Raw genomic sequence first — 754 nt, 5'->3', positions numbered from 1 at the left:
CGGTAGACTGTTTCTACGAAGGCGAAAATTTTCTGGTCATCCACCCGGACGAGTGTATCGACTGTGCACTGTGTGAACCGGAGTGCCCGGTTAACGCGATCTTCTCGGAAGACGAACTGCCGGACGACCAGCAGGAGTTCCTGGAGATCAACGCGGATCTGGCAGAGAAGTGGCCGAACATTACCGAAATGAAAGATGCGCCGGACGACGCTGAAGAGTGGGACGGTGTGCCGAACAAGCGGGAGAAGCTGATCCGATAAGCGCGGATCACTTTTCTCCAGGCAAAATAAAAGGGCGGCATCCTGCCGCCCTTTTTGCGTCGAGTCATCCTGACCCTTTTGCGCTCACCGCAACATCCCTGTACTGCATTCCTTGCAAATCCTTGTGCTCAATTCCCTGAAGCACGGAAACACTATATCAACCGTATTTTGCTCTGTGGGTAAAATAAATATTAAAAGTCTGGGTGAAAACCACACAAACCCCAAAAAACTCAAATATAACAATGAGTTAATATTCTGATGCTCGCTTTTAAGGGTCAAAAACAGCGAAAAAACACTGTTTTTTCCTACAGCCTTGTAAGAGATCTCTTACAAGCTCGCGCCACCGCACCAGCCCCCTGCCCCCAGAGGGCTACATCCCGACGCTAAAAGGCGCCCAATCTTTTACATTTCCTCACTGCTTTTTACAGCACGGCGTCACACTTCTGGGTAGCATTAATTCTATGGAAAACGTGGTGTTACGCACACCGCCTAGC

Annotated in this window: 1 protein-coding gene; it reads left to right on the top strand. The window is 49.7% G+C overall.

All coding sequences use genetic code 11. The annotated features are described in order from the left end of the window. A partial coding sequence (locus A3730_RS01735) for a ferredoxin family protein (RefSeq protein ID WP_063537343.1) occupies window positions 1-260 on the top strand: 260 nt, incomplete at its 5' end. Window positions 261-754: the final 494 nt, after the last annotated feature.

Source organism: Alcanivorax sp. HI0044 (genome assembly GCF_001634945.1).
The sequence above is the reverse complement of the archived record's forward strand: the minus strand, read 5'-3'. Positions and strand labels throughout refer to the sequence as shown.